Origin of the sequence: Burkholderia stabilis, from assembly GCF_001742165.1 — a bacterium.
Classification (GTDB): domain Bacteria; phylum Pseudomonadota; class Gammaproteobacteria; order Burkholderiales; family Burkholderiaceae; genus Burkholderia; species Burkholderia stabilis.
In genome coordinates, this window is the sequence record NZ_CP016444.1 from 382818 (window position 1) to 405342 (window position 22525).

The 22525-nt window shown below is 66.1% G+C and carries 20 protein-coding genes and 2 pseudogenes; 13 read left to right on the forward strand and 9 right to left on the reverse strand.

All coding sequences use genetic code 11. The features are described 5' to 3' along the window. The first annotated feature begins 34 nt into the window (after positions 1-34). Positions 35-931, forward strand: a complete 897-nt coding sequence (locus BBJ41_RS34345; protein ID WP_069750780.1) for a LysR family transcriptional regulator — start codon at positions 35-37, stop codon at positions 929-931. A gap of 101 nt (positions 932-1032) precedes the next feature. On the opposite strand, the gene BBJ41_RS34350 is transcribed toward BBJ41_RS34345, so the two are convergent. The 4 genes from BBJ41_RS34350 to BBJ41_RS34365 all read right to left on the reverse strand — a co-directional run bounded on the left by BBJ41_RS34350 (position 1033) and on the right by BBJ41_RS34365 (position 4503). Beyond that, a complete protein-coding gene (locus tag BBJ41_RS34350) occupies positions 1033-1767 on the reverse strand; it encodes a hypothetical protein (RefSeq protein ID WP_069751450.1) in 735 nt (244 codons plus the stop codon). A gap of 74 nt (positions 1768-1841) precedes the next feature. Continuing rightward, complete coding sequence (locus BBJ41_RS34355; protein ID WP_069750781.1) at positions 1842-2591, reverse strand: NAD(P)H-dependent oxidoreductase; 750 nt, start codon at positions 2589-2591, stop codon at positions 1842-1844. Positions 2592-2634: 43 nt separating this feature from the next. Next, positions 2635-3024 carry a c-type cytochrome gene (locus tag BBJ41_RS34360; protein WP_069750782.1) on the reverse strand — a complete coding sequence of 130 codons (390 nt, stop codon included), beginning with the start codon at positions 3022-3024 and terminating at the stop codon, positions 2635-2637. 3 nt (positions 3025-3027) lie between these two features. Then, positions 3028-4503 carry a flavin monoamine oxidase family protein gene (locus BBJ41_RS34365; RefSeq protein WP_167362244.1) on the reverse strand — a complete coding sequence of 492 codons (1476 nt, stop codon included), beginning with the start codon at positions 4501-4503 and terminating at the stop codon, positions 3028-3030. Between the two features lie 543 nt (positions 4504-5046). Between BBJ41_RS34365 and BBJ41_RS34370 the strand changes: the two genes are divergently transcribed. Further along, positions 5047-5718, forward strand: a complete 672-nt coding sequence (locus BBJ41_RS34370; RefSeq protein ID WP_069750784.1) for a TetR/AcrR family transcriptional regulator — start codon at positions 5047-5049, stop codon at positions 5716-5718. Positions 5719-5958: 240 nt separating this feature from the next. On the opposite strand, the gene BBJ41_RS34375 is transcribed toward BBJ41_RS34370, so the two are convergent. Beyond that, positions 5959-6816, reverse strand: a complete 858-nt coding sequence (locus BBJ41_RS34375; RefSeq protein WP_069750785.1) for an HTD2 family dehydratase — start codon at positions 6814-6816, stop codon at positions 5959-5961. A gap of 316 nt (positions 6817-7132) precedes the next feature. Between BBJ41_RS34375 and BBJ41_RS34380 the strand changes: the two genes are divergently transcribed. The 8 genes and pseudogenes from BBJ41_RS34380 to BBJ41_RS34415 all read left to right on the forward strand — a co-directional run bounded on the left by BBJ41_RS34380 (position 7133) and on the right by BBJ41_RS34415 (position 14195). After that, positions 7133-7600 (forward strand): MarR family winged helix-turn-helix transcriptional regulator, encoded by a 468-nt coding sequence (locus tag BBJ41_RS34380; protein ID WP_069750786.1) that lies wholly within the window; start codon positions 7133-7135, stop codon positions 7598-7600. Then, positions 7597-9741, forward strand: a complete 2145-nt coding sequence (locus BBJ41_RS34385) for an FUSC family protein (RefSeq protein WP_069750787.1) — start codon at positions 7597-7599, stop codon at positions 9739-9741. The genes BBJ41_RS34380 and BBJ41_RS34385 overlap by 4 nt, the downstream gene beginning before the upstream one ends. 34 nt (positions 9742-9775) lie before the next feature. Then, positions 9776-9988 (forward strand): DUF1656 domain-containing protein, encoded by a 213-nt coding sequence (locus tag BBJ41_RS34390; protein ID WP_069750788.1) that lies wholly within the window; start codon positions 9776-9778, stop codon positions 9986-9988. A 1-nt stretch (position 9989) separates the two neighbouring features. After that, complete coding sequence (locus BBJ41_RS34395; RefSeq protein WP_069750789.1) at positions 9990-10997, forward strand: efflux RND transporter periplasmic adaptor subunit; 1008 nt, start codon at positions 9990-9992, stop codon at positions 10995-10997. Next, positions 10994-12493 (forward strand): efflux transporter outer membrane subunit, encoded by a 1500-nt coding sequence (locus BBJ41_RS34400; protein ID WP_069750790.1) that lies wholly within the window; start codon positions 10994-10996, stop codon positions 12491-12493. Before BBJ41_RS34395 ends, BBJ41_RS34400 begins: the two co-directional genes overlap by 4 nt. A gap of 189 nt (positions 12494-12682) precedes the next feature. Then, entirely contained in the window at positions 12683-13108 is a 426-nt protein-coding gene (locus BBJ41_RS34405) for a TOBE domain-containing protein (RefSeq protein ID WP_069750791.1), read from the forward strand. An 84-nt stretch (positions 13109-13192) separates the two neighbouring features. Further along, a pseudogene (locus BBJ41_RS39955) lies at positions 13193-13770 on the forward strand (nitrogen fixation protein NifQ). A gap of 59 nt (positions 13771-13829) precedes the next feature. Further along, positions 13830-14195: a bleomycin resistance protein gene (locus BBJ41_RS34415; protein ID WP_069750793.1), complete on the forward strand. Its 366-nt coding sequence runs from the start codon at positions 13830-13832 to the stop codon at positions 14193-14195. A gap of 140 nt (positions 14196-14335) precedes the next feature. Here the strand turns inward: BBJ41_RS34415 and BBJ41_RS34420 are convergent, their stop codons facing one another. Then, positions 14336-15394 carry a DMT family transporter gene (locus BBJ41_RS34420; protein WP_069750794.1) on the reverse strand — a complete coding sequence of 353 codons (1059 nt, stop codon included), beginning with the start codon at positions 15392-15394 and terminating at the stop codon, positions 14336-14338. A 492-nt stretch (positions 15395-15886) separates the two neighbouring features. Further along, positions 15887-16606, reverse strand: a complete 720-nt coding sequence (locus tag BBJ41_RS34425; protein ID WP_069750795.1) for a ProQ/FinO family protein — start codon at positions 16604-16606, stop codon at positions 15887-15889. A 656-nt stretch (positions 16607-17262) separates the two neighbouring features. Between BBJ41_RS34425 and BBJ41_RS34430 the strand changes: the two genes are divergently transcribed. Beyond that, on the forward strand, positions 17263-17847 hold the full coding sequence (locus BBJ41_RS34430) for a DUF2889 domain-containing protein (protein WP_069750796.1): 585 nt from the start codon (positions 17263-17265) through the stop codon (positions 17845-17847). A gap of 117 nt (positions 17848-17964) precedes the next feature. Here BBJ41_RS34430 and BBJ41_RS34435 read toward each other — a convergent pair whose 3' ends face one another. Both BBJ41_RS34435 and BBJ41_RS34440 read right to left on the reverse strand, forming a co-directional pair. After that, positions 17965-18456, reverse strand: a complete 492-nt coding sequence (locus BBJ41_RS34435; protein WP_069750797.1) for a flavodoxin family protein — start codon at positions 18454-18456, stop codon at positions 17965-17967. 198 nt (positions 18457-18654) lie between these two features. Beyond that, a pseudogene (locus BBJ41_RS34440) lies at positions 18655-19307 on the reverse strand (TetR/AcrR family transcriptional regulator). A gap of 83 nt (positions 19308-19390) precedes the next feature. On the opposite strand from BBJ41_RS34440, the gene BBJ41_RS34445 reads away from it, so the two are divergent. Beyond that, positions 19391-20515 carry an MBL fold metallo-hydrolase gene (locus BBJ41_RS34445; RefSeq protein WP_069750799.1) on the forward strand — a complete coding sequence of 375 codons (1125 nt, stop codon included), beginning with the start codon at positions 19391-19393 and terminating at the stop codon, positions 20513-20515. Between the two features lie 125 nt (positions 20516-20640). Further along, positions 20641-21648, forward strand: coding sequence for an AraC family transcriptional regulator (locus tag BBJ41_RS34450; RefSeq protein ID WP_069750800.1), 1008 nt, complete (start codon positions 20641-20643; stop codon positions 21646-21648). Positions 21649-22525: the final 877 nt, after the last annotated feature.

Here is a 22525-nt window from a genome sequence, read left to right on the forward strand (position 1 = left end):
CTATGTTTCGAATAATTATTCATAACACACGCTTATGGAAATCAGGCACGTCCGCTACTTCCTCGCGATCGCGGATTCCGGCAGCTTCACGCGCGCCGCCAGCGAGCTCGGGATTGCGCAACCCGCGCTCAGCCAGGCGCTGAACCGGATGGAAAAGGAGCTGGGGGTTCGGCTGTTCGACCGGTCGAGGCGCGGCGCGACGCTCACGCCGGCCGGGCTCGCGATGGTCGACGACTTGCGCCTGAGCGTCGCGCGGCTCGACGCCGCCGCGCACCGGGCCGGCGAGATCGGCGCGCAGCGCGCCGGGCGCCTGACGATCGGCTTCGTCAGCGCCGCACTGTTCGATACGCTGCCGCGCACGATCCGCGCGCTACGCGAGAGCGCGCCCGACGTGGAACTCGTGATGAGCGAGATGAGCAATGCCGAGCAGGCGATCGCACTCGAGCGCGGCGAGATCGACATCGGGCTGCTGCATACGCCGGTTGCGGTCAACGGCAGGATGCGCGAGAAGCTGATCCGCCGCGATCCGCTCGTCGCGGTGCTGCCGAAGGATTTCCCGCGCCAGCCCGACGGCACGGTCACGCTGGGCGATCTCGCCGCGGCCGGCCTCGTGTGGTTTCCGCACGATCAACTGCCGTTGATCCGCGCAGGCATCCTGAGCGCGTTCCGCCAGGCCGGGCATCCGGTGGACATCGTGCTCGACGTGAACCGCACGCTGACCGTGGTCGCGTGCGTCGCCGCCGGGTGCGGCGTGTCGCTGCTGCCGCGCTCGATCCACGCATTCGCGTTCGACGGGGTCGCGTACAGCCCGATTCGCGACGGCGCCGCGCTGCCGAATTTCGAACTGAGCGCGATCTGGCCCGCACGATCGCGCCCGACGCTCGCGGACCGCTTCGCCGCGCTGCTGCCATCCGCCGATACGCGTTCCTGAACGGCCGGCGCGGCCGCCGCTCCTGCTTCCCATAAACGGCATCCATTGCGTCGCCCGCCGTCCCGTCCGTTACCGGGCGGCGGGCGATGCGCATGTCGCGTCTAGCCGCCGCTCCGCGCGAAACCGGCGGCGGTTGCCCTGCCGCCGGCACGGCGCAGCACCTGAACGCCGAACCCGATCATCCACAGCGGCAGAAGCACCACGATCGCCATCTCGATGCCAGCCGTCACGCCGCCGAGTGGCGGAAACAGACCCGACACGAAGAACGCGCCGACCAGCACCGCCAGGAATCGCAGCAGACTGCCGCCGCCCCACGCCGCCTGTTTCAACCGGCGGCCCGTCGTCATCATCCAGAAGCACATCACCGGCCCTTCGAACCACCAGAGCCCGCGCTGGGCGACGTGCGCGATCGTCGTCCACGACACGGCCGCCGCCGTCCTCGCTTCGGGCGTGCCGTGCCCATACGCGTCGGACAGCGGGCCGATCGCCGCGATCTGCAACGCCGCGCCGCACACGCCGAGCGTCACGAACATCGCGAGCGCGATCAGCGCGGTCACGCCTTTCGCTCCGGATTCCTGATCGAACGAGTGCCACAGATAAACGCCGACCGGCACGAACGAAAGATAGAACCCGAACACGTCCGCAAACATCGCCCACCTGAATGCGTCGATCGCTCCGGCGGGCAGCGCCAGCATGTCGACGCCGCGAAACACGCGTTCGGTGTCCACGCCTGTCGCCATCGTCGACAGGCCGGCCGTGACGTAGATCAGCAACGCGCCGAGAATGGCGCTCCAGCCGGCGAAGCGTGCGGTGTCGGGCGAGGTTGGGTTGCGCATCATGTGCTCCGATACAGAAAACGTTGAAGGTCGAGGTCGGCAAACGCCGCGATACGTCCGCGCTCGCGCACGATTCAGCACGGCGCCGCGCCGGACGCGGTGCGCGGATGCAGGTGTTCGTCGAAATCGTCGAGCGACGGAAACGACAACGTCGGCCGCGTGCGCCAGTTCGCGACGTCATGCCGGAACGCGTCGAAAATCGCCGCGCGCGCGGCATCGTCGAGATACGGAATGTGATAGCCGAAGAACGGCTCGAGCACGTCGAAGCCGACGTAACCGAGCGTGCCTCGCAGCAGGTGCGCGAGCATCGCGTCGATGTCCCCATGGACGGCATCCTTTCCGAACATGTGCGGCCGTCCGCCGAGGGTCGCGGTCACCCATGCGCGCTTGCCCTTCAGCCCGCCGCGATCGTAAAAGCGCATGCCGCCGTAGAACGGGCCCGACAGAAAGACACGGTCGATCCAGCCTTTCAGGATCGCCGGCGCCGAGAACCAGAAGATCGGGAAGTTGAGGATCACGAGATCGGCCCACAGCACCTTGTCGACTTCCTCGTCGATATCGGTGGCCAGCACGCCGTTGTCGCGCGCAGACCGCTGTTCCTTCGCATAAACGAGATAGTCCGGGTTGTCGCGCGCGAGAAAGTCCGACGCGCTCGCCACCGGATTGAAGTTCATCGCGTAGAGATCCGTGGTCCGGACCTCGTCGCCGGCCTGCAGCAGCACGTCGCGCGCCGCATGAAACATCGACGACGTGAACGATTGCGGCTCCGGATGCGCGTGGACCAGCAGCACCCGGCGCGGGGTGTCCTCTTTGAGTATCGACATGAATGTCCTCGTGGATAAAAGTGGCGTGACGGTGTAGCGAACGTCAGCGCAGTGCCTTCAGGTAGCAGATCGTCGACGCGCGGTCGGCGTCGTTCCTGATGCCGGCAAACGGCATCGACGTGCCGGGCTTCGCCACGGCCGGCGCCTTCAGGAACAGGTCGAGCGCCTTCGCGTCCCATGTGCCGTCCGACGCCGCAAGCGCCGGGCTGTACGTAAAGCCCGGTAGTTTGCCGACGGGCCGCTCGAACACGCCGAAGAGGTTCGGGCCGACGATCGTGCCTTGCGACTTGTCGGCGGCATGGCACATCGCGCATTTGGTCGCGAAGACGTGCCGGCCGGCTTCAGGCGCGCAACCGGGTTCGGCCATCGCAGTGCCGTGCAGCGCGACGAGCGACGCCGCGGCGGCCGCGAGGAAAACGGAGAGGCGATTCATGTTTCAGCCCTGGTCGAGAAACGCGTGGACTTCCTGCGCGGTGCGCGTGCCGCTTTCGATCGCGCCGTCGATGAAGCCGCGCCAGCCGAGTGCACTGTCGGCGCTGGCGAAGAAAATCGCGCCTTCGCGCGTGCGCAGCGGCGTCAGCGCGTTCTCCATCTGCCCGGGGTGGTAGAAACACCACGTGCCTTGCGAATAGGGATCGGCGGTCCACTGATAGCCGGTCGTCGCGACAACGTCGACGCCGGGCAGGATCGTGCGCAGCGCCTTCTGCACGGCTTGTTCGTCGTTGATGTCGAGCAGCCCGGGCGGGCCGAACGCGACCAGCAGCGTGCCGTCGTCGCGCTCCTGTTCGGTCCAGGTCATCGTGATCGGGTTCGGGAACGCGCCGCAGCCCATCCATTTGCCGATCTTCTGCCGGATGTGCACGTAGCATTTCGCGCCCTGCCCGGCGACGCCCGCCTTCGATACCTGCAGCTTGCGCGGATCGAGCGGCGGCGAGAATTCGATCGTCTTCAGCACGTTCACCGGCACCGTGCAGATGACCGAGCCCGCCGAATACTGCGCACCGGCAGTCGTCGTCACGATCACCTTCGTTTGCTGGCGCTCGACTTTCGCGACCGGCGCCGACAGCATCACGTCCGCGCGGCCGTCGGCGATGATCGAATGCGCGAGACCCGACATGCCCTGTTCGATCTTGTAGCGCGAGCAGTCGAACAGCAGCCCCATGTCGTAGTTCACCAGCGACATCAGCCTCAGGTGCTCGACAAACGCGCCCGACGCGGGATCGCGATTGCAGAGCGTCGTGAGCTGCGCGCTGATGAGGCCGTCGGCTTCCGGCGCGAATTTCAACGCGTCGAGCCGGTCCTTCAGCGACATGCCGGCAAACTTCCGCACGCCCTGCTCGTTGAACGACGCATCGTAGGGCCGCGGAAATACCGACCGGCCGCCCATCCCGTCCACGTCGCAGAACTTCGCCATCGCATCGGCCAGGATCGGAAACGCCTTCGCGACGTCGCCGTTGAACACGCGTGCGCCCGAACGCCACGTCAGCCGGTCGGGGCTCGCGCCCGCGCTTTCCACCAGGCCCAGCCCGTAGCGCGACACCTCGTTCCACACGTTCGGCTGCGTCCAGTGGATCCACGTGCCGCCGAGTTCGAGCCGGTGATCCTCGTACGACGATGTAAACGTGCGCCCGCCCACGCGCGAGCGGGCCTCCAGCAGCAGCGTCTTCATTCCGCGCAACGCGCAATCGCGGGCGGCCGTCAGGCCGGCGAACCCGCCGCCGATGACGATCACGTCGTAACGCGCGCCGGACGCCACCTTTTTCGACTCGGGCCCGGCGGGCACCGCGTTGCCCGGTGCGTCCATCAAACCGTGAGCCATCGCGGTGCCCGCCAGCGCAGACGCCGCAAGCGCCGAACCGGCTCCCCGCAGGAAGGTGCGACGGGTCACGCCGGGGGATTGATCTTCTGTCATGACTGACACCTCCATATTATGTCATTTGACCTAGTCAGCGTTATACGCACGGCCAATCGATGTCTCAAGTCGGGTGAAACCCTCACATGCAAAAGGCCGCATGCTGTTACCGATCAGGATCAAATCATCGGTTTTTCTCGAGTTTAATGAACATTTCATTCGTCTATCGGCGTCTACCGGCCTGTCGCCGGGCCACTTCAATACGGTTGGCGAGCACAGCCAGCCATCCCGTCATCCTGAATTTATAGGTTGAACGACCTAATGATCGGTATTACGTTCCGATGGCTTGCGCCCAAGGCGCGATGACAGGCGAAGCATGGGAAATCGCACCTGCCGGACGAGGCAAAAACACGTGTGAGGCCTTGCAAATCGGTGATCGAGAGCCCGGTGAAACGTGCGCAGACAGGCAGCAGCGACGCGCGCCGAACCACCCGGCGCGCGGACGGAACCCGTTCAGCTTGAGCCACTAGGTCGAATAACCTACAATTCGCCTGACTATCCGCAAGACCCGGGCATGCGTTGCCTGCTGGAGGAGATACTTCGATGGAACCGAAATCGGCGAGCCCTGACGACATTCGTGCGGAACCCGCTTCAGACACCGCCGCCGGCGACGTCCCGCGCGCGTTGACCCAGCGCGGGCGCAATACGGTCGGCCGCATTCTCGAGAGCGCGATCGAGATCTTCATCGTCGACGGCTACGGCGGCCTGACGATGCGCAAGGTGGCGGCAGGCGCGGGGCTCGCGCTGTCGAACCTGCAGCACTACTTTCCTTCGCGCGAGGATCTCTTCGCGGCGATCATCAGCGAGACCATCGCCGAGTATTCGAAGACTTACGACAGCGTCAGGACCGACGAGACCCTGTCGCCCGAAGCCCGGCTGGAGAAAGTGGTCCGGATGCTGATCGAGGATGCGAAGCTGCCGAGAACGCAAAGCCTGTTCGTAAACATCTGGGCGCTCGCGCATGCGCACGAGTTCGCGCGGCAGGCGATGGAAGACTCGTACCTGTTCCAGCGCCAGATGATCGCGGGCTTCGTCACGGCGGTGAATCCCGGCCTGACGCCGCTTCACCTCGCGCGCCGGTCGGCGCTGATCACCGCGCAGATCGAAGGGCTGAGCGTGCTGATCCCGCAGCGCAACCGCTTCCCGTCCGATATCAAGGGAATGGAGGACGAGGTGGTCAAGGCCGTGCTCGCCATTGCAGCGCTGCCGGGTTGAACGCGCGCGCGGCAGTCAAGTCGTCTCGCCCCGAATAAAAACGCCGCCGCACTGCCGTGCGACGGCGTCTTGTTACATGCGGAATGCGTCGCGCCGGCCTGCCGGCGCCTCGGCCCGTCTCATTTCGATGTCAACGGCGTGGCTGCCGCATGGCCGTCCGGAAATTCATCCCGACAATATTGTCCTGGTGCAATCGGCGCGCCCGGCGCGAATCGTGCAGGATTTCGACCTGTCGCCCCGTCACACCACGGTCGCAGTGGCCTGCATCGTCAGCCAGCCATCGCAATCCTTCGCCCACAGCTCGATCGTACTTCCGTCATCCGACGGCTTGCCGCACAGCGTGAACGGCTGCCCGTCGAACGTCGGGCGCACCGCGCGGAATGCAAAACTCGCGAGCATCGCGTCGGGCCGCTCGCGGTGTACGAGATCGACGAGCAGCGTCGCGATCAGCGGCCCGTGCACGACGAGCCCCGGATAGCCCTCCTCCTGCGTCACGTAGCTGCGGTCGTAGTGGATGCGGTGACCGTTGAAGGTCAGCGCCGAATAACGGAACAGCATCACGGCGTCGGCGGTGACGGTGCGCGACCACGTTTCGCCCGTCGGCGCCGCGATCGGTTTCGGCGCGCTCGCGCCCGGCTGCGGCGCGTCGCGATAGACGATGTCGTGCTCCTCCTCGACGCACAGCGCGCCGTCGCACTCGATCCGGTGCTGCACCGTCACGAATACGAGCCGGCCGCTGCGGCCCGTCTTGTCCTCGATATTCTCGATCGTCGATTCGCGCGTCGCGCGGTGCCCCGCGCGCAGCGGCGCATGGAACGTCAGGCGGCCGCCGGCCCACATGCGGCGCGGCAGCGGCACGGGCGGCAGGAAGCCGCCGCGCTTCGGGTGGCCGTCGGGGCCGACGTCGGCCAGCGGCGCGACGGGCAGGAAGTAGAGCCAGTGCCACATCGGCGGCACCACGTCGCCGGGCGACGCGCGATCGAGCGTGGCGGCCAGCGCATTCAACGGGAACGCGGTGATGTCGTCGCCGAGCGTTTCGGTCTTGCCGAGCCACGCGTCGATCGACGCGGCGGCGGGCCGGGAGGATGAGGTTGACACGTGCGAAGCCTCCGATGCGATTGCAATGTCCCTAATATGCACGCCGCGCGCCGTTTCGCGAAGCCGGTTTTCCCGAACCCTTGCTTCGCGTGTGCCTGACATGCGCGGCCTGCCGTGTCGGGCGGTTCTCGTCTGACCATTCAATATAGCCGCGCCTGCCGCGCGCTGTTCACGTAGGCCCACCTTACAGGTTGACCATCTCCGGCGCGCCGCCTAAATTGCTTCAGACGGGCCGACCGTGCCCGAGCGATGTGTCATCCGGGTGACAAAAACCGATAGTTTGCTATCGAACTGTTTTGCCCCTATCATCTCGCCCATGACCAATCTGCACGATCTCCGCCTCGCCGTCAGCAGCCTGCTCGTGCTGTCCGCGCGCAAATGGCGCCGTACCAGCGACGGTGTGCTGAACGCATACAACGTGTCCGAAGCCTGCGCGACGCCGCTGCTGATCGCCGGCCGCCTCGGCGAAGGCGTGCGGCAGGGCACGCTCGCCGAACACGTCGGCATCGAAGGGCCGTCGCTCGTGCGCCTGCTCGACCAGCTGTGCGCAGCGGGCCTCGCGCGGCGCGACGAAGATCCGTACGACCGCCGCGCGAAAACGATCTCGCTGACGCCCGCCGGCCGCGCGGTCACCACGAAGATGGAAGAAGACCTGCGCGTGCTGCGCGCGCAGGTACTCAAGGGCGTCACGCGCGCCGATCTCGAAACGACGCTGCGCGTGCTGAACGCCTTCAACGCGTCCGACACGGCGCACCCCTCCCACGCCGCCGATTCCGCATCATGACCTACCCGAGCCTTCGCGACTGGCTGTTCTCGGGCAAGACGTTCGCCGCAGCGATGCTGGCGCTGTACCTCGGCCTGTATTTCCAGCTGCCGCGACCGTACTGGGCGATGGCGAGCGTCTACATCGTGTCGAACCCGTTCGTCGGCGCGACGCGCTCGAAGGCGTTGTATCGCGCGCTCGGAACCGCGCTCGGCGCGGCCGCCGCGATCCTCTTCGTGCCGCCGTTCGTCGAGACGCCGCTCCTGTTCAGCGTCATCGTCGCGACGTGGTGCGGCACGCTACTGTACCTCGCGATCTCCGACCGCACCGCGCGCAGCTACGTGTTCATGCTCGCCGGTTATACGATGCCGCTGATCGCACTGCCGACCGTCACCGATCCGTCCACCGTGTTCGACGTCGCGATCGCGCGCACCGAGGAAATCGTGCTCGGCATCGTGTGCGCGAGCGTGGTCGGCAGCGCCGTGTTCCCGAACCGGCTCGCGCCGACGCTGATCGAGCGCACCGACGCATGGTTCAAGGACGCCGCGTTCTACGGCCGCGAGACGCTGTCCGGGCACCTCGCCGGCAAGGCGCTGTCCGCGTGCCGTCAGCGCCTCGCGGCGACCATCACCGGCCTCGAATTCCTGCTGAGCCAGTTGGGCTACGACCACGCGCATCCGCGCATCCTCGCGCGCGCGCAGGCGCTCGCGGGCCGCATGCAGCTGTTCCTGCCGCTGATGTCGTCACTCGCCGATCCGCTGATCGCGCTGATGCGCGACCTGCACGTGCGGCCGCCCGCGCTCGACGCACTGCTGGCCGACGCCGCGAAGTGGTTCGACGCGCCGCTGCCGGCCGTGAAGACCGGCACCGACGGCGACATGACCCACGATCCGGTCGCCGAGAACCTGCGCGAGCGCATCGCCGCGCTGCAGCCGCCCGACAGCGCGCTGGCGAGCTGGGACGGCGCACTGCTGTCGAATGCGCTGTGGCGGCTGCGCCAGGTCATCGACATCTGGCAGGACTGCCGCTCGCTGCGCGCGCTGATCGCGAACGAATCGGGCGTCTGGCAGCCGCGCTACCGGCACTGGCGGCTCGGCGGCACCGAACGCTTCTTCGATCGCGGGATGATGCTGTTCTCGACGCTGACCGTCGTATTCGCGATCGTATTCGCATGCTGGCTGTGGATCTCGTCCGGCTGGCACGACGGCGCCGCGGCCGTCACGCTCGTGGCCGTGTCGTGCAGCTTCTTCGCCGCGCTCGACGAGCCGGCGCCGCTGGTGTTCAAGTTCTTCCTGTCGACCGCCGCGAGCGTCGTGTTCGCGGGCCTGTACCTGTTCGTCGTGCTGCCGCACGTGCACGATTTCGCGATGCTCGTGCTGATGTTCGCCGGCCCGTTCATCCTGATCGGCACGCTGTTGCCGCGCCCGCAGTTCAACATGGTGACGATGCTCGTCGCGGTCAACACGGCCACCTTCATCAGCATCCAGAGCGCATACGAGGCCGATTTCTTCGTGTTCCTGAACAGCAACCTCGCCGGCGTCGCCGGGCTGCTGTTCGCGTACGTGTGGACGCGCGCGACGCGGCCGTTCGGCGCGGAACTCGCGGTGCGGCGCCTGCTGCGTTCGGGCTGGGAAGATGTCGCGCGCTCCGCGTCGACGCAGCCGCTCGACGACCAGCGCAACCACGCGTCGCGGATGCTCGACCGCGTCACGCAGCTACTGCCGCGCCTCGGCGCATCCGACGACCACCGCCACCCGTCGATCGAAAGCTTCCGCGACCTGCGCATCGCGCTGAACGCGCTCGACCTGCGCCGCTCGCGCCGCCGGTTGTCGGGCGACGTACCCGACGCGATCGACCGCGTGCTGGCCGGCGTCACCGATCACTACACGCGCTGCGCAGCCGCGAACGCACGCCAGCCGGCGCCGCCCGCGCTGCTCGCGACGATCGACGACGCGCTGCACCGCGTGGCCGGCCGCAACCTGCCGGACCACCCGCCCGGCGTCGCACCGGCCGACGACGGCGCAACGCCTGCCGCGCCTGCCACGCCGGCGACGCACCGCCGGCTGCGCGACACGCTGCACGCGCTCGTCGGCCTGCGCCTGTCGCTGTATCCGGCCGCGGCCGGGCAAGCGCCGCAGGCGCCGAACGGAGCGCGCGCATGATCCGCCTTTCCAACCTGTCTTTCCGAGCGCGACCATGATCGGCGAAATCGACATCTTCGGCGTATTCGTGCCGGCTCCGCTCGTGCTGATGCTGATCGCCTACCTGATCAACATCGTCGTGCGCGCCGCGCTCGAGCGCGTCGGCTTCTACCGCCTCGTCTGGCACCGTTCGATCTTCGACCTCGGCATCTACGTGTTCGTATTTGCCGTCGTCGTGATCGTTTCCCACCATCTCGTGGCTACCTAACGTGAAAAAAACCTGGCTCTCGGCAGGGCAAATCCTGCTCACCCTGATCGTCGTCGTCGTGGCCGGCCTCGTGCTGTGGCGAATCATCAACTACTACATGTTCTCGCCGTGGACACGCGACGGTCACGTGCGCGCCGACGTGATCCAGGTCGCGCCGGACGTGTCGGGTCTCATCACGTCGGTGCAGGTCGCCGACAACCAGGAGGTCAGGCGCGGCCAGGTGCTGTTCGTGATCGACCAGGCCCGCTACACGCTCGCGGAACGGCTCGCCGAAGCGACGCTCGCGCAACGCCGCGCGACGCTGGCCCAGGCGAAGCGCGAATACGCGCGCAACCTGCAGCTCGGCAACCTGGTCGCGAGCGAACAGGTCGAGGAAAGCCGCACGCGCGTCGAACAGGGCGAGGCCGCCGTCGCCGATGCGCAGGTGTCGCTCGACACCGCAAAGCTGAACCTGCAGCGCACGACGATCGTCAGCCCCGTCGACGGCTACCTGAACGACCGCGCGCCGCGCGTCGGCGAATACGTGCCGGCCGGGCGTGCGGTGCTGTCGGTCGTCGATCGCAATTCGTTCCGGGTCGACGGCTACTTCGAGGAAACCAAGCTGCGCGGCATCCATATCGGCCAGCCGGTCGACATCGTCGTGATGGGCGAGCCGCATCCGCTGCGCGGCCATGTACAGAGCATCGTCGCCGCGATCGAGGATCGCGACCGCACGCAGGGCGCGAACCTGCTGCCGAACGTGAACCCGGCGTTCAGCTGGGTGCGGCTCGCGCAGCGCGTGCCGGTGCGCGTCGTGCTCGACGAGGTGCCCGACGACTTCCGGATGATCGCGGGCCGCACCGCGACCGTCGCGATGCGTTCGCCCGATGCGCGCCGCGACGACAAGGCGAAGCCTGCGGCCGGTGCTTCCGCGGCGGCAGCAAGCGCGACACCGGCAGCGGCGTCGGCGTCGGCGTCGGCGTCGACAACTTCCGGAGCTGCCTCCGGCGCGGCGGGAGCATCGCAATGAAGCGGCACGATCTGCGCCTCGCGGCGGCGCTCGCACCGCTCGCGCTCGCACTCGGCGCATGCAAGTCCGTCGGCCCCGATTACACGCTGCCGCAGCAGGCGTACGTCAACGCGCCGCTCGCGAATCATGCGCTCGACGATGCGAACGGCGCGCTCGTGTCGCGCAACGCGGTGCCCGGCAACTGGTGGCAGCTGTACGACGATCCCGTGCTCAACGGGCTCGTGCGCGATGCGCTGAAATCGAACACCGACCTGCGCGTCGCCGCGGCCAACCTCGCGCGCTCGCGCGCGGCGCTGGAAGTCGCGAGCCAGCAGGGCGGGTTCTCCGGCGGCGCGGAAGCAGCCGTGCAGCGTGCGCAGGAGTCGGCCGAACAATACCTGCTCGAAAACAAGCTGCCGGTCGTCAACGAAGGCACGGTCGGCATCAACGTGTCGTACGAGATCGACCTGTTCGGCAAGTTGCGGCGCGGCGTGGAAGCCGCGCGCGCGGACAGCGAGGCCGTGAAGGCAGCCGGCGACCTGGCGCGCATCACGGTCGTCGCCGACGTCGTGCGCGCCTACGTCGAATCGTGCTCGGCCGGCGACGAGCTGGCGATCGCGAAACAGTCGCTCGCGCTGCAGAAGCAGCGCGTCGCACTGTCGCAGCGGCTTCGCGACGCCGGGCGCGGCAACCAGACCGACGTGACGCGCGGCGTGACGCAGGTGCGCACGCTCGCGGCCGACATCCCGCGCTTTGAAGGCCGCCGCAAGGTCGCGCAATACCAGCTCGCCGCGCTGCTCGCGCGCTCGCCGGCCGACCTGCCGAAGGCCGTCGCCGAATGCGAGCGCCTGCCGCACTTGCGCCAGCCGATTCCGATCGGCGACGGCGCCGCGCTGCTGCGCCGCCGCCCCGACGTGCGCGAAGCCGAGCGGCAGCTCGCCGCCGCGACCGCGCGCATCGGCGTAGCAACCGCCGCGCTGTATCCGTCGATCAGCATCGGCGCGTCGGCCGGCTCGGTCGGCGTCGCCGCCGACCTGTTCTCGTCCAACACGAATCGCTGGTCGTTCGGACCGCTGATCAGCTGGTCGTTCCCCGTCAACGGCCAGCGCGCGCGCGTGCGGGAAGCCGAGGCCGCGACGGGCGGTGCGCTCGCGCGCTTCGACGGCGTCGTGCTGAACGCGCTGCGCGAAACGCAATCGAGCCTCGCGACCTATGCCGCCGACGTGCAGCGCACGGACGCATTGCGCACGGCCTACGAATCGGCGCGCAATTCCGCCGACGAAACGCACCGCCTCTACGCGGCCGGCCGCGAATCGTTCATCTCCGATCTCGATGCGACGCGCACGCTCACGAGCGTGCAGGCGCAAGTCGCCGCAGCCGAAGGGCAAGTCGCGGCCGATCAGGTGCGGTTGTTCCTCGCGCTCGGCGGCGGGTGGGACGGCGACAATGCGGCGACCGCGCAGGATGCCCGGCCCGACGCCGCGCGCGCCGCTTCGACACCCGCGGTGAACGAGTAATCGCGCGAGCGTCATAGAGTTCGGTATATAACGCCGACGTCGAAAAACGCCTTGTACAAAGGGGTTTTCCTGATTCGCGACATAGCATCCGGAGGGCGACGAGCGCCCGCATTGGCGGTAAACTCGCCGATGCATTCCATTCATCTTTCGCTGCCGGTCCGGCAGCGACACCCACTCCGGAGATTCATCATGCGAACCAGCGCCCGTAATCACTTCGCCGGTCAGGTCAGCGCCGTCAAACCCGGCGCAGTCAATGACGAAATCACGCTGCGCACGCAGGACGGCCTCGACATCGTCGCCGTGATCACGCACGGCAGCGCGGCTTCGCTGGGCCTCGCGGCCGGCTCGAAGGCGTTCGCGCTCGTCAAGGCGTCGTCGGTCATCGTGATGGTCGACGTCGACAGCAGCAAGGTATCGGCCCGCAACTGCGTCGCAGGCACCGTGGCGTCGGTCGCGAAAGGCGCCGTCAATTCGGAAGTCGTGATCAAGGCCACAGGCGGCGCAGAGATCGTCGCGATCGTCACCAACGACAGCGTCGATCGTCTCGGCCTCGCGAGCGGCACCGCCGCATCCGCGATCTTCAAGGCATCGAGCGTGATCGTCGGCGTCGAGTGATCGCGTGACGATCGCGATGGCGATCTGCTTCAAGCCGCGCATACGCGCGGATCGTGCAGCCCGGCCGTCATGCGGGTGCGCACGATGACACCCGCGTCCGAACCGGCATTGCAGGCGCTGCTGTCCGCAACGAACAGCAGCGATTCTTCCGATGCACGCCTGTTCGGCACCCTCGTTGCGGCGCGCGCGTGCCGCAATGAACTCTCGCTGCTCGGCCTGTCACCGGGCCAACTGACCGGCCTGCTGGCCCGGCAATTTCCACGCCTGCCTGCCACCGATGCCGCCGAATTCGCGCCGACCATCGCGATGGCGCTGTTGCCAGCCGAACACTCGGCATTCGTCGCAACGCTGCACGCGCGGCTGATGGGCGACGCGAATCCCGCCGTCGCCCGCGACGACGCCGACTGTCTCGCGTCGATCATCGCGCACGCGTGCCTGCGTCCCGATCACCTGTGGCGTGACCTCGGGCTTGACGGACGCGATGCGGTTTCCGCGATGCTCGATCGTTACTTCCCTGCGCTCGCAGCACGCAACGTCGCCCACCTGCGCTGGAAGCGATTCCTCGCGCAGGAAGTCGCGGCCTCGCTCGGCGTGCCGCCGGGGCCTGCCCCGGATGCCCGGGCTGCGAGGATTTCGGTTTCTGTTTTCCTCCCGCGCGATAGCGGCCACGGCGGCTCGTGCTGCCCGATCGTTTCATCGCATCGCCAACCGGAGAAACGCCTTGACCGATATTGCGAGCCCCAACCTGCCGTCGCGCGACTTCGAAGCCACGTCCCGCTTCTACGAAAAACTGGGCTTCACCGAAACCTGGCGCGACGACGGCTGGATGATCCTCAAGCGTGGCGACCTGTTGCTGGAATTCTTTCCGCACCCCGAACTCGATCCGGCGACGAGCTGGTTCAGTTGCTGCTTCCGGCTCGCGCATGTCGGCGCGTTCTTCGACGACGTGCTCGCGGCCGGCATTCCGGAGCAAGCGACCGGCTGGCCGCGTGCACACCGGCCGACACGCGAAGCGTGGGGCGGCATGGTCGGCGCGCTGATCGATCCGGACGGTTCGCTGATCCGGTTGATCCAGACGGAAGACTAGGCCCGCATCTTCTGCCGCCGCCGCGATCGAGCGGTGATGGAATGCACGGGCGCACGCTTCGGCGCACGTCCCATAAACGGTCACCTTGCGACATGCGTCGCATGCTGCGCGTCTGTCTGCCGTTCATCACGATCACGCAATCAATGCCGGTGCCGGTGATGAATGTCCGGAAAATGCGCGTGGCTGTGCGTGATCGGCAGGTGCACGTGCGGATGCGTGTGCGGTTCGTTGCCGTCGTAGGGAAAGTCGTGCGCATGCTGGTGGTGTTCGTCGTGCCGATGCCGGTGCGTATGCTCGAGCCGCTCATGCGCATGCGTGTGTTCGTGCCGTTCACGCACGTGCAGCCAGATGCCGAGCGCCATCAGCGCGGCGGCGATCCAGAACGTCGCGGGCGGCAGCGCGGGCCAGATCAGCAGCGACAATACGACGCCGAACAACGGCGCGATCGAGAAATACGCGCCCGTGCGCGCGCTGCCGAGATGACGCAGCGCGACGACGAACAGCACGAGGCTGATCCCGTAGCCGCCGAGCCCCGTGAGCATCGCAGCGGCCGTCACCGGTACGGCAGGCAGCGTCGCCCCGGTCGCCAGCGCGATGCCGATATTCACGGGCCCGGCGACCAGCCCTTTCACGCACGCGATGACCATTGCGTCGTTCGCGGCGACCTTGCGGGTCAGGTTGTTGTCGATCGCCCAGCACAGGCATGCGCCGACGATCAGCAGCGCACCGACCGGCACGCCGGCGTGCCCCGGCGTCCACGACAGCAGCGTGCCGCCTGCGACGATCGCGACCATCCCGAGGAACACCTGCGTATCCACGTTCTCGCGAAACACGACCCACGCGATGACGGCCGTCAGTACGCCTTCCAGATTGAGCAACAGCGCGCTCGTCGCAGCGGGCGTGCTCGACAGCCCGAGCATCAGCAACGCCGGACCGGCCACGCCGCCCGCCGCGATCGCGCCGGCCAGCCACGGCAGGTCGGCACGCTGCATCGGCGCGGCGGCGGCCGGAGCGCGACGGTTGTGCAGTCGGCGCAGCAGGATTCCCGTGCCGAGCCCGACGCCGCTGCCGAGATAGAACAGGCCCGCAACCATGAACGGCGACATTGCGCCGATCAGCACCTTGGCGAGCGGTGTCGCGGCGCCGAACAGCGCGGCAGCGGTAAGCGCGACGAAAATCGCGGAGTGTCTCGGGTTCATGATCCGGTTCGAGTCGATGTGTGAAAACGGAGGTAGCTTCAGGTCGTGCCGGTGCACGCTTCCCGTACCTTTCCAAATGCAAGCTGCATCGCGGCGGGTAACGGGTTCGTCGAATGTCGAACCTGGTGAGATTATCGCGCGTCATCGTGTCACGATGGCTGCGTAGCATCGCTTACTTGCGAATCGATGATCCCGGCATCATTACTTCAGGAAACCGAACTATCTGGTTGAAGCGTCGCTGCATTCACGCATGCATAACGTTCATGCGCAAATGACAACGCCGATGCCTCGCACGTGCGGAGTCAATTGACGGACGGGCGTTGTCCGGTCGCGTTGTCTGTCCGATGCTGGATAGTGCGTGCCGGCAAGTCAGGCGCCGGTGGAGGCAGTCCTGACCTGCCTCTGTCGAGGCAGGTCAGTCTGTTGTGTCATGCGCCGCATCCGGAAAGCATGCGGGCAAGCGCCGTGCAGTCAGCGGCGGTGCAGTGTGTGTTACTCGTTTCCGGCCGTTTGCTGCTCGACCTGCGGCACGACGTCGGTCTGCGCTTGCGCGCTCGCCGGTTGCGGTGCGGCGACGGCCTCGGCTTGCTGCTCGGCTTGCTGCTCGGCTTGCTGCTCGGCTTGCTGCTCGGCTTGCTGCTCGGCTTGCTGCTCGGCCTTCGGCTGCTGCGCGCCCTTGGCCTGTTGCGCCGCACCCTTGCCACCGGGGCGGCGTGCCTTCAGGCGGCGTGCGCGGGCGGCGTCGTCATGCGTCACCCGCCCTGCTTCGTTGCCCTGCAGATCGACGCGCACCGCGTCTTCGACCAGGCACGACCAGTAACGGTTGCCGCGGCACCACGTCGACATCGCTTCGCGCAGTTCGGCCTCGTTGAGACCCACGGCCTGTGCCTCGCGTGCGAGGTCGTCCCAGATGCCGACCTTAAGCGGCACTTTGGGGGCCGGATTCTTCGGGAACGCATTCGGAAACTTCCGCTGCAGTTTGCCGATCGCAACGATGACCGGATCGACCGGCGCGGACGGCTTCGCCGAAGCGGGCTTCGCACGGTGCGGCGCTTTGGGGCCCGCACCCGGTTTGGCGCCACGCGGCGGCTGGCCGCCGGACTTCGGCTTCGCGCCGGCGTCCGTCGGCGCTGCCGGCCGCTTTGCGTTGCGCTCCTGCTTGGCCTTCGCTGCGAGCTGCGCCCGCAATTCGGCAAGTTGTTCAAAACCCATAAATTCAATCCACCAGGAATATAAGGTGTGTTTCGTGCGGCCATTCCGTGCGGCACAAATGCTTCGCCGCCACACGTACGACCCGTCTGCCGACGATGCGGAACACTACGGGGCCGCATCGCGCACGCCACTCTGTTTTCAGGCACCCGGCCACGATGCCGGACAAGGCAGGAGTGGAAGTATACCGGTACGCGCGGCAGCCGGCTGACTCGCCGGTCTGCAATTGCCCGATCCGGGGGGCGGGAAATGCGTCCGCGCGGTCGTGTTGCGCATTATATGGATACGTTTCCGGAAGTCACGCCGTTCGCGCCGTCATCGGAAATCGGGTCAGTTTCACTCGACACGATCGGCCCGGTTTCGGCGTCCGCCAATGACAGACATGTGGCATTCCGCGTGGCGGGAGTGCAGCTATTCCGCGTAACGACGGATCGGTGCAACGTCGCACGACATGTCATCCACCCTTCGATCAGACCGGCATCCGCACGCGACTCGTTGCGTCCGCATCGATCGCGTGGAGTACGAAAATACCGGAAATTGCGTAGTATGGCCGGATCAGCGTCGTCGGCAGCGTACCTCGGCTCGTTTCGCTGCGCGCCCGGTTAGCCCTCGACGCCCCTTGCCTGCAAAAAACCGGTTGTACGAAACGGAGCGGATACATGGTTCCCCGACACGACATCCCGCGCGACGGCGTCACGCGCGAGGAGATTCACCATCGGCAGATCGACATGCGCGGCTATCGGCGCAGCGACGGCCTGTTCGAAGTGACGGCCTGCCTCGCGGACCGCAAGACCAGCGATTTCACGCCGCCGGGCGGCACGCGGACCGTCACGGCGCTGTCGCCGGTCCACGACCTCGGCGTGACGCTGGTCTTCGACGCCGACATGGTCGTCCGGGACGTATCCACGTTCATCCGTTCGCATCCGTATGCGGAGTGTCCGGGCGGCGGCGACTCGCTGCAGGCGCTTGTCGGGCTGAACATCGGCGCAGGCTGGAACAGCGAGGTGCGCAAGCGCCTGCCGTCCTGCGATACGTGCACGCACTTGAAGGAATTGCTCGGGCCGATCGCAACCACGGCCTATCAGACGATGGTCGGCATGCGACGGTCGTCGCTCGACTACCGCGACAGCGAAGGAAAGCCGCTCAAGATCGACAGTTGCCATGCGTATGGCGCATCGCGCGATCTCGTGAAACGTCTTTGGCCCGAATACCACCGGCCTGCTGCGCCGGCAAAGGGCGGCTAGCGCCTCGCCCGACGTCCGGTCCGGCATCCGCGGGCGGTATCGCTCGAGGGTGTGTGCGTTGTCTGCATGGTCGCACGCCTCTTTTTTCACGAGCCGCCACTGCCGCCACTCGGGCGATCAGAAGACGCCCAGCGCGAGTCCCGCGGCGAGACCTGCGCCCAGTTCGGCGCAGCGCGCGAGGTCTTCGCCGTCGATCGTCTTCGCGGCGAGGATGCGCTCCGGCGTCTGCGCGTGAGTACAAACAATGAGGCCGGGCGCGACGTTCTTCAGCCGCCATCCGGTTGCGATCCGGTCGATCTGGCGCAGCGCGTTCTGTCCGTCGCTGCCCGCGCAGATCATTGCCGCATATGGGCGCCCGTTCACGCGATCGAGCGCCGCGTAGTAACAGCGATCGAAGAAGTCTTTCATCAGCCCGGACATCGCTGCCAGGTTCTCCGGCGTCGCAAACAGGTAAGCGTCGGCGGCCAGCACATCGTCCGCGCTCGTCGCATCCGCGCGCTGCAGCCGGACGTCGACGCCGGGCTGCTCGCGCGCCGCGCCCGCAGCCGCTTCGGCCATCTGCTGCGTGCCTCCGGTCATCGTGTGATAGACGATCAACAGCATCTTCATTCGTAGTCGCTCGCGTTCGGCTTCAGGTGTGCCGGCGACATCGCCGGTTTGCGCTGGATGGCCGGTGATCACGTGTGGGGGCGGTTCTGCATTCGCTTTTGCGGGTCAGACGGTTCGCCGGCATGGTCGATGCAAGGCATGCATCGACCATGCGCTCGGCTGTGGCTTCGGCTCGCACATGACTTTCCGCATGCGCGGTCAGTGCGATGCGGTGGGCGGTGCGCCGCCGTCGTCCGGCCGCGCATAGTACGCAAGAAACATGTCGGCGGCGGATTCCGCGACTTTCTGCTGCTCCGGGGCCGTGAGCGGCGGCTGGCCCATCGTGATCTGCGGCCAGAACGCAAATGCCTTCACGACGCCATGCAACTGATGCGCGGCGAACACCGGATCGGTGACCGACAGGCGGCCGGCCGTCGCGGCCGTACGCACCCAGACCGTCATGTCTTCCTCGCGCTCGCCGAGTCGTTCGACCATGTCGCGCGCACGTTCCGGCGAGTGGATGGCCGCGCCGATCGCGACACGCGCGAGCGCAAGAAACGCGTCGTCGTTCAGCAGGCGCAGTTTGCGGTTCAACAACGCGAGCAGTTGCTCGCGCAGCGGGACGTCGGTGCGATAAGCGGGCGAGCTGCCTGTCCGGGTCGCATCCCACAGCTTGTGCAGGATCGCGGCGAACAACGTTTCCTTGCCCGGGAAGTGGTTATAGACCGTGCGCTTCGACACGTCCGCACGCGCAGCGATGCGATCCATGCTGGTCGCGTCGTAGCCCGCCGCGAGGAATTCCTCGATGGCCGCGTCGACGATGGCCGCGCGCTTTCGATCGGTCAGGCGCTGGGGGGAGTGCTGGTATCCATGCAGAAATTTTACACCGGGCAGTTTACTTTTCCCAAGAATAAACTACACTGTTTAGTGTACTTTCTCTCCCGGACACACCGACATGGCATCGCCTCTCGTCTTCATTCATCGCATGCTGGGTTTTGCGGCCGCCAAGCGCGGCCGCGCGCAATCCGCCGGGTCGCCGCAGCACACGGGCGAGCGCTTCAGCAATGTCGCGCCGCGTCCGGTCGAAGGTATCGGCAAGACGCTCGGGATCGCCTGGAACATGCTGGTCAACAAGCCGCGCAATACCGTGCCCGCCGGCGCACTGCCCGTCGATTCGCTGACCCGCGCGGAGCTCGATGCGGCACCTGATCGCAGCCTGTACCGGCTTGGGCATTCGACGATGCTGCTCAAGCTGCGCGGCGAATTCTGGCTGACCGATCCCGTATTTGCCGAGCGTGCATCGCCGTTTCGGCGTATCGGCCCCAAGCGCTTCCATGCGCCGCCGATCGCGCTTGAAGATCTTCCGCCGCTGCGCGGCGTGATCCTGTCGCACGATCACTATGATCACCTCGACCGCGACACGGTGCTTGCCCTTGCGGCAACCACCGATGTGTTCGTCACGACGCTGGGCGTCGGCGACCGACTGATCGATTGGGGCATCGACGCGAAGAAGGTTCGCCAGCTCGATTGGTGGCAGAGTGTCGACGTGGCTGGCCTGACGCTGACCGCGACACCGGCACAGCACTTCTCCGGGCGCAGCCTGTTCGACGGCAACAGCACGCTGTGGGCGTCCTGGGTCATCGTCGACGGCGACCTGCGCGTGTTCTTCAGCGGCGACACGGGTTACTTCGACGGATTCCGGACGATCGGCGAGCGCCTCGGGCCGTTCGACGTGACGCTGATCGAAACAGGCGCATATGATGCGCAATGGCCGTATGTGCACATGCAGCCGGAAGAAACCGTTCAGGCGCACATCGACTTGCGCGGACGCTGGCTGATCCCGATCCACAACGGCACGTTCGATCTTGCGATGCATCGCTGGCAGGAACCGTTCGAGCGCGTGACGGCACTGGCGCTCGTGCGCGGCATCGAGCTGTCGACGCCCAGGATGGGCGAGCGCCTCGATCTCAACCAACCGCATAGTGGCGAACGGTGGTGGCGCACGGTCGACGAGCGTGCGAAGACTCCGGCAACGAAATCGCGCCGCTGGCAGCTTTGCGCGTCGCAGACGACGAAGTAGGCCCACCGATCGTTTGCACATTCCTTCCGGGATCGCGGCAATGCCGCGACCCCGGAAGGCGCGTTGCCGAAGCGCCTGTACGTTGACGGCCGGCCTGTAGACCCGATTACCTGAGTAGAGAAGTCATGCATCCGGCACCCGCCCGATACACCCCTGGTCAACGAGACGACGACGCAATCGCTGCATTCAATCATGCAGGACACCGGTCCACGAGCCGCGAGAGCGATCTCCGGCAAACGCTGGCGGAGCGCGTCGCGAGATGGACCGAAGGCGTCGATCACCTCACGACCGCCATTCCGAACCTGAGCTTCCATCGAAGGGAAGCGCCAACGCAACCGATGGAATGCATGGTCGAACCGAGTTTCGGCCTCGTTGTTCAGGGCGCGAAGCGCGTCATTCAAAGCGGCGACGCGTATATCTACGACGCCAACCGCTTCCTGATCACGTCTCTCGATTTGCCGGGATCGACGCAGGTCATCGAGGCCAGCCACGAAAAGCCGTTTCTCGGGCTCGGGCTCAAGCTTGATTTTCGCGTCATGGCCGAACTGATGGCGCAGGTCACGCCAGAGCGTGACGAAGCGCCCGCCGGCCGCGGCCTCGTGGTCGGCGACATGACCGAACCGCTATACGACGCGCTGAACCGATTGCTGGCACTGCTCGATGACCCGGGCGCCATTGCCGTTCTCGCACCATACGTCGAGCGGGAAATCTATTACCGTCTGCTGACGAGCGATCAGGGTGCCCGCCTGCGTCAGATCGCGTCCGCCGGCAGCCAGGGCAACCGCGTGTCGCGCGCAATTCAGTGGCTGCGGACCCACTATGATGAGTCTTTGCGAGTCGACGATCTCGCAGCGCAAGTTCAGATGAGCAGTTCGACTTTCCATCACCACTTCCGCCAGCTCACCGGCATGAGTCCGCTCCAATATCAGAAATGGATACGACTCAATGAGGCACGTCGGCTGATGTTGTCCGAGCGGCTCGATGCCGCATCCGCATCATTCAGGGTCGGGTATGCGAGCCCGACCCAGTTCAACCGCGAGTACAGCCGGTTGTTCGGCAATTCACCGCGGAGAGATATCGATACCTTGAGGGGACGGTCGGATGCCGCCCTGTCGATCGCGGCAAGTTATTGAATACGATGGCCGTGCGGAAGACGCGTGGCGCTAACCTTGGCGAGATGCGCAGAATTCCCGAATCGACTTCGCTGGTGGGGAATCGAGCCCGTTGAATCGAACGAGTGGGCAGGACCCGTACTTCCTGCCCACTCAAAAATTGATCGCTTAGCGTCTGCCTGGGCTCAAGCCTCAAACTCACAAACATCAATCGGCTACTGATGGCCTCGGCCATATCGACCACATCTGAACAGGTGTCGACTTCGTCTCCCCTCCAAAGACAAAGCGCCATTGCTGCTTTTCAAATTCTTTGTCGTAACTTCCCGGCAGCCAATTTCTCGCGAAACGCATTGATCCAACGCCTCGTGCAACTTCGTGTAGTGCGTTGTCACGTGACAACTCGTGCCGAGTATTGGCGTTACGCACCAGAACTAAGGTACGTGAGAGTGCCGCGATGGACTGTACGAACGGTAGATTGATTGCTCGCTAGTGCGAGGGGAATCAAATTCGTTTCAAAAACTACGAATCACGTGTTGTACGTGACAGTTTTCGCTAGGCTCATACAGAACAACGATAGCGGCGCGCAGAAAAAGCATACGCCCCCATTTCCCCAGGCAATCTTGTTCAGATTGCGTGAAACAACATGAAGAATCTGGCGCAAGCCATTGCTGGACAAGGGTTTCTAGCGCGACCCTGTTTTTCGCGAATGTTTCACGATCCAGTCTGTTCGTATTGTCGCGTGGCTCCGACGCGCGAATTTACCCCCAAACAGGTCTGCGTAGACGCATGGGTCAGAGCGATATCGCATCGCGCTGATAGCAGCATCGGATTACCGATGGAAAGCCCTCCCCTCCCCTGCGGCAAGGGTCCATGATGAGTCGAAGCTTTGATTTCCCCA